5 protein-coding genes are annotated in these 4,331 nt (G+C 36.4%); 2 read left to right on the top strand and 3 right to left on the bottom strand.

Annotation, left to right across the window (positions count from 1 at the left end):
* The coding region (locus AC1DUW_RS21925) for a CoA-transferase (protein WP_477643451.1) at window positions 1–153 on the top strand (153 nt) is incomplete at its 5' end.
* Between the two features lie 17 nt (window positions 154–170).
* Window positions 171–818 carry a 3-oxoacid CoA-transferase subunit B gene (locus tag AC1DUW_RS21920; RefSeq protein WP_053345940.1) on the top strand — a complete coding sequence of 216 codons (648 nt, stop codon included), beginning with the start codon at window positions 171–173 and terminating at the stop codon, window positions 816–818.
* Window positions 819–1,135: 317 nt separating this feature from the next.
* On the opposite strand, the gene AC1DUW_RS21915 is transcribed toward AC1DUW_RS21920, so the two are convergent.
* From AC1DUW_RS21915 to AC1DUW_RS21905, 3 genes are all read right to left on the bottom strand, one after another.
* Window positions 1,136–2,221 (bottom strand): Ger(x)C family spore germination protein, encoded by a 1,086-nt coding sequence (locus tag AC1DUW_RS21915; protein ID WP_053345941.1) that lies wholly within the window; start codon window positions 2,219–2,221, stop codon window positions 1,136–1,138.
* Window positions 2,218–3,309: a GerAB/ArcD/ProY family transporter gene (locus AC1DUW_RS21910; RefSeq protein ID WP_056519287.1), complete on the bottom strand. Its 1,092-nt coding sequence runs from the start codon at window positions 3,307–3,309 to the stop codon at window positions 2,218–2,220. Before AC1DUW_RS21910 ends, AC1DUW_RS21915 begins: the two co-directional genes overlap by 4 nt.
* Before the next feature lie 19 nt (window positions 3,310–3,328).
* Window positions 3,329–4,331, bottom strand: a 1,003-nt coding sequence (locus tag AC1DUW_RS21905; RefSeq protein ID WP_477643450.1) for a spore germination protein, incomplete at its 5' end; no start/stop codon positions are given.

Raw genomic sequence — 4,331 nt, 5'->3', positions numbered from 1 at the left:
GGGAAAATCACGATTGCCGAAGTGGAGGAGCTTGTCAATATTGGAGAGCTTGATCCAGATGAAATTCATACTCCTGGGGTTTATATACAAAAAATCTTTGTAGGAAACCATTATCAAAAACGAATTGAAAAACTTACAACCACTAACGCATAAAAAGGGGGAGTTTTCGAATGTCAAGACAACAAATATTAGAACGGGCCGTAAAAGAAATCCAAGATGGTATGTGTGTGAATTTAGGAATCGGCATGCCGACCTTGATTGCTAACATGATTCCTGGTGACCTCAATGTCATGCTTCAATCGGAAAATGGCTTACTTGGAATTGGACCTTATCCAAATAAAGATGAAGTGGATCCGGATCTGATTAATGCAGGAAAGGAAACAGTAACGGCAAAAGCCGGGGCTTCCTTTTTTGATAGTGCTGAGTCGTTCGCGATGATTCGCGGCGGACATATCGATCTTGCCATTTTAGGTGGAATGGAAGTTTCCGAAAAAGGGGATTTAGCTAACTGGATGATCCCTGGGAAGATGGTAAAAGGAATGGGTGGTGCGATGGACCTCGTCCAAGGGGCAAAACGAATCGTTGTCATTATGGATCATGTGAACAAGCATGGGGAATCCAAAGTGAAAAAGAGCTGTACACTGCCATTGACGGGAAAAAATGTCATCCATTGCCTGATTACTGACTTGGCTGTTTTTCAATTTTCAGAATCAGGTATGGAATTGATCGAATTGCAGAACGGGGTTACAATTGAACAAGTGAAAAGCAATACTGAGGCTGACTTTACTGTAAGCTCGTCTTTAGAAATAAAAGGGTAAGTAAAAAAAGTCAATGATTGAACTGCCCTAAGTTAATTTGAGGCACCTGTAAAATACCTATATAAACCTGCATTTCATCCGAAAGCGTGCATAATGAAGTTGAACTTATTTCATTTGCACGCTTTCTTTGTAATCATTTTTTTATGAATGGTTGTTTGTTTCGCAAATATCTCTCATTTCTAGATAAATTATAGTGGATTCCTCCATCTTTAGAACATAGTGAACTATACATTCTGTTCTATTTGACCTTTGCAGAGTGATACGTCATGATTTCTAGTTCTCGTTTTCAATCTTTTGCTTATGTGCTTGCAGTTATATTATTCCGAAACGCCAGTTTGAAGAATATGAACTTCAGTTTCTACTTTTATCGTCATATTAGGATAAATCTTTTTCCATTCTTCATATGTCATTCTTTTATTTTTGGCATGATATTTCTCCTTTAAGCCAATCGGATCAATGTTTTTTTTCTGAAAATCATTAATAAGTTTGTTTGCTTCCCTAGTTAAATCCTGTTTCATTGCCATTTCAATTTTTTTAATCATTTTTCTATTTGTTAGGTTTTCACTTCTCATGGATTCCTTTACTTGACCTTCAATTTTGATTTTAATCGTGATCGAGGGGTCACTCCCTGAGTTTGAAACATTATAACTTGAACCACTTCGGATACTCTCTACCACAATTTCGCTTTTTTTCTTATCTTTTAAACTGAATTTATAAATTCCTCGTTTATGGGATTGAACTAAAGTCTTAAATACAAACATATCTTGGGTTTTCACTTTACTCACTATTTTATTTTCGTGTATCAATGCTACTCCAGAAACCATAATATCGTTATTACGTTTTTTTAATAACGGAAGAAACGCATCTCCGCCATCTGCTAGAGCGTCCTTTAAAAAAATATGGAGATTAGTATCCGGTCCGTTACCAGATTCTTTTTGTTGAGTAATTAAATCGGCTAAAAAAATGCCAATATTCACATTACTATTAGGTGATTTTGTATAAATGACATCTTTAACCTTTCCTTCGACAATTGCCAAAATAACCCTGTTCCCAAGTTGGGGTTCACGGTAGATATAATCGGTTAGCTCTGTCATTCCAATTTGTTGAACGATTTTCTCACTAAAAAAAACGATTCTTGTCTGTCCAAGGAGCACCGGCTTATTTGCCTTTTTTGATACAATAGCTTGAACATCACTCGTTGTCGTTGATTTTCCACTTAAGATTTGATATTTCCCCATCTTTTCTTGTTGAAAGATGGGGATGACGAACATACCTTCGATCATATCATCCTCTGTTAAATCGTAGCCAATAGCCTGGGCCATATTCACTTCGTCGACTACTTTCTGTTGTGCACAGCTGCAAAGAAGTGAACAGATTAAGATAACAGGAAGTACTTTTCTCATAAACGTTTCCTCAATTTCTTTGTATAGATGATTAACAAAAGAAGAGGCAAGTATAAACAAATGAAGTACAGGCCATATGGATTGATAATTTTATTCAAAATATAAAGGGAATCCATATCAAAAACAAAAATATTGATAAGCAGAATAATAATACTCATACCCCATAATGGATACTTTTGCTGAACATTAAATAAGCGTTTAAATCCCCTGCTGGCAGCCCATAATGATATGGTCATATTGGGTATGATAACTAAGGCCCACCAAGAGATCTCAATATATTCGAAACGTTGAATAAAGGGCAACTCGACAACGCTAGTCATTGTCAGTGTCGGCCAAATAGTCAGGACTAACTGTTTTTGTGAATAAAAGACCAGTGAAACTAAATAAATGAACACGGTCAGTAACGTAGTTGTTAAGGCACCTCCATGGGCATATTTTTGTGAAGTTTTAGCATCTTTGATAAACGGATAAAACATCAGAATCAATTCAAATCCAATCATGGTTAATGAATTATCTTTTACTCCTTTAAGTATATCTAAAATGCTGTGGTCAAAAATAGGAAGCAAATTCGTAAATTCAGCATATTTCATTGCATAGATAAGGTCAAATAGAAGCCAGTATGTCAACAATACACTTAAAAAGGTAACGCCGGTAACAGTTCGGAACCCCCCAGAATTTATGTAATAAATCAGGATTAGAAACACTAGAGCAAATGCCCAGGAAGGTACTTCTTCAAACATCCAAACATGTACGACATTTATATAGCTAATTATTACTGTCATCCCAAGAATCAAAAAGTAAATGATAAATAACAGACTGAAAAAATTCCCCAGCCATTTCCCTAATGCCTGTGTATTGGCGGAAATGATATCCCCTGGAACAATACTGAATATTTTATAGATGATCCAAATCATAATATGAACAATTAGCCCTGCTAGAATTATGGAGATCCAGCCGTCCGTCCCCGCCGACTTCGCTAAAACTCTTTGGAAACTTAACACACCTATGCCTGTTTGCATGGAATGCACTAAAAAAAACACATAGAATGGTGATACTTTATATTTATCATTTACACCAGCTTGGTTCATACAGCACCCTCATTTTTTATCACTCATTAAAATCATTCTTTCTTTTTTTTGATGTTTTTTGCTTTTGTGGTTGTCTTGTCACATTCTCTGTTCGTAAATTTACAGGTCGTGACTTGAAAAAATTAAAAGGAAGTCGAACAAAGCTGTCTTTCCAATCTTTAATGCGAAACGGGTATATTGGTTCTAGGTAAGGATGTCCCATTGAAGTCAACTTAATAAGATGTGTCATTAAAAACACGGACGCAAGGGCTATCCCAAGCAAACCCCAGATTTGTGCCCCCAGTAGAAATGGGAATCTAAGTAATCGTATAGCATTTCCCATTTTATAAATTGGCGTTACAAATGATGCTAGTGCCGATAAGGCGACAATGATTAATAAAATATTACTGGTAAGTCCAGCCACAACAGCAGCCTGACCGATAACAATACCGCCTACGATACCTAATGTCTGACCTACCTTTGTTGGTAACCTGGCAGCGGCTTCCCTTAACAGTTCAATTGAAATCTCTAAGAATAAAGCTTCAATTAAAGGAGGGAAGGGTATCAAATTCCTTGAAGCAACAATCGTCTCCAAAAGGTCTTTAGGAATCAGTTCATAATGAAAGGTCAGCACGGCTACATAAAGAGGTGTAGCGAATATAGAAAAAATGACCGCGAATATTCTTAATAATCGGAAAGCGGAAGCTGGAACCCAGGGCATATTATAATCTTCCATGGTAATAAAATACTCCAATAAAATGGTTGGAGCAATTAGTGCAGAAGAAGACCTATCTATCACCATGGCTACCTTACCTTCAGACAAAGCACTTGCAATCCGATCGGGTCTTTCCGTATGTAAAAAAAGTGGGAATAGAGTATTTGATTCATCATAAAGCATTTGCGCTAGATTGGATCCATCCAAAATTTCATCGAACTCTATTTCATTGATTCGTTGTATAACGGTATCGACATTTTCCTGTTCAACAATTCCTTCTATATATATAACAGCTACTTTTGTTTTAGATAAGGATCCTACAGTTAAT

It is taken from the genome of Peribacillus sp. P4_C12 (assembly GCF_056402095.1).
This window is presented reverse-complemented; position numbering and strand designations above follow the sequence as displayed.

Excerpts from the sequence above, each read along its gene's own strand:
- AC1DUW_RS21910 (WP_056519287.1), bottom strand. The coding sequence starts at position 3,309 with ATGAACCAAGCTGGTGTAAATGATAAATATAAAGTATCACCATTCTAT.
- AC1DUW_RS21915 (WP_053345941.1), bottom strand. The coding sequence starts at position 2,221 with ATGAGAAAAGTACTTCCTGTTATCTTAATCTGTTCACTTCTTTGCAGC.
- AC1DUW_RS21920 (WP_053345940.1), top strand. The coding sequence starts at position 171 with ATGTCAAGACAACAAATATTAGAACGGGCCGTAAAAGAAATCCAAGAT.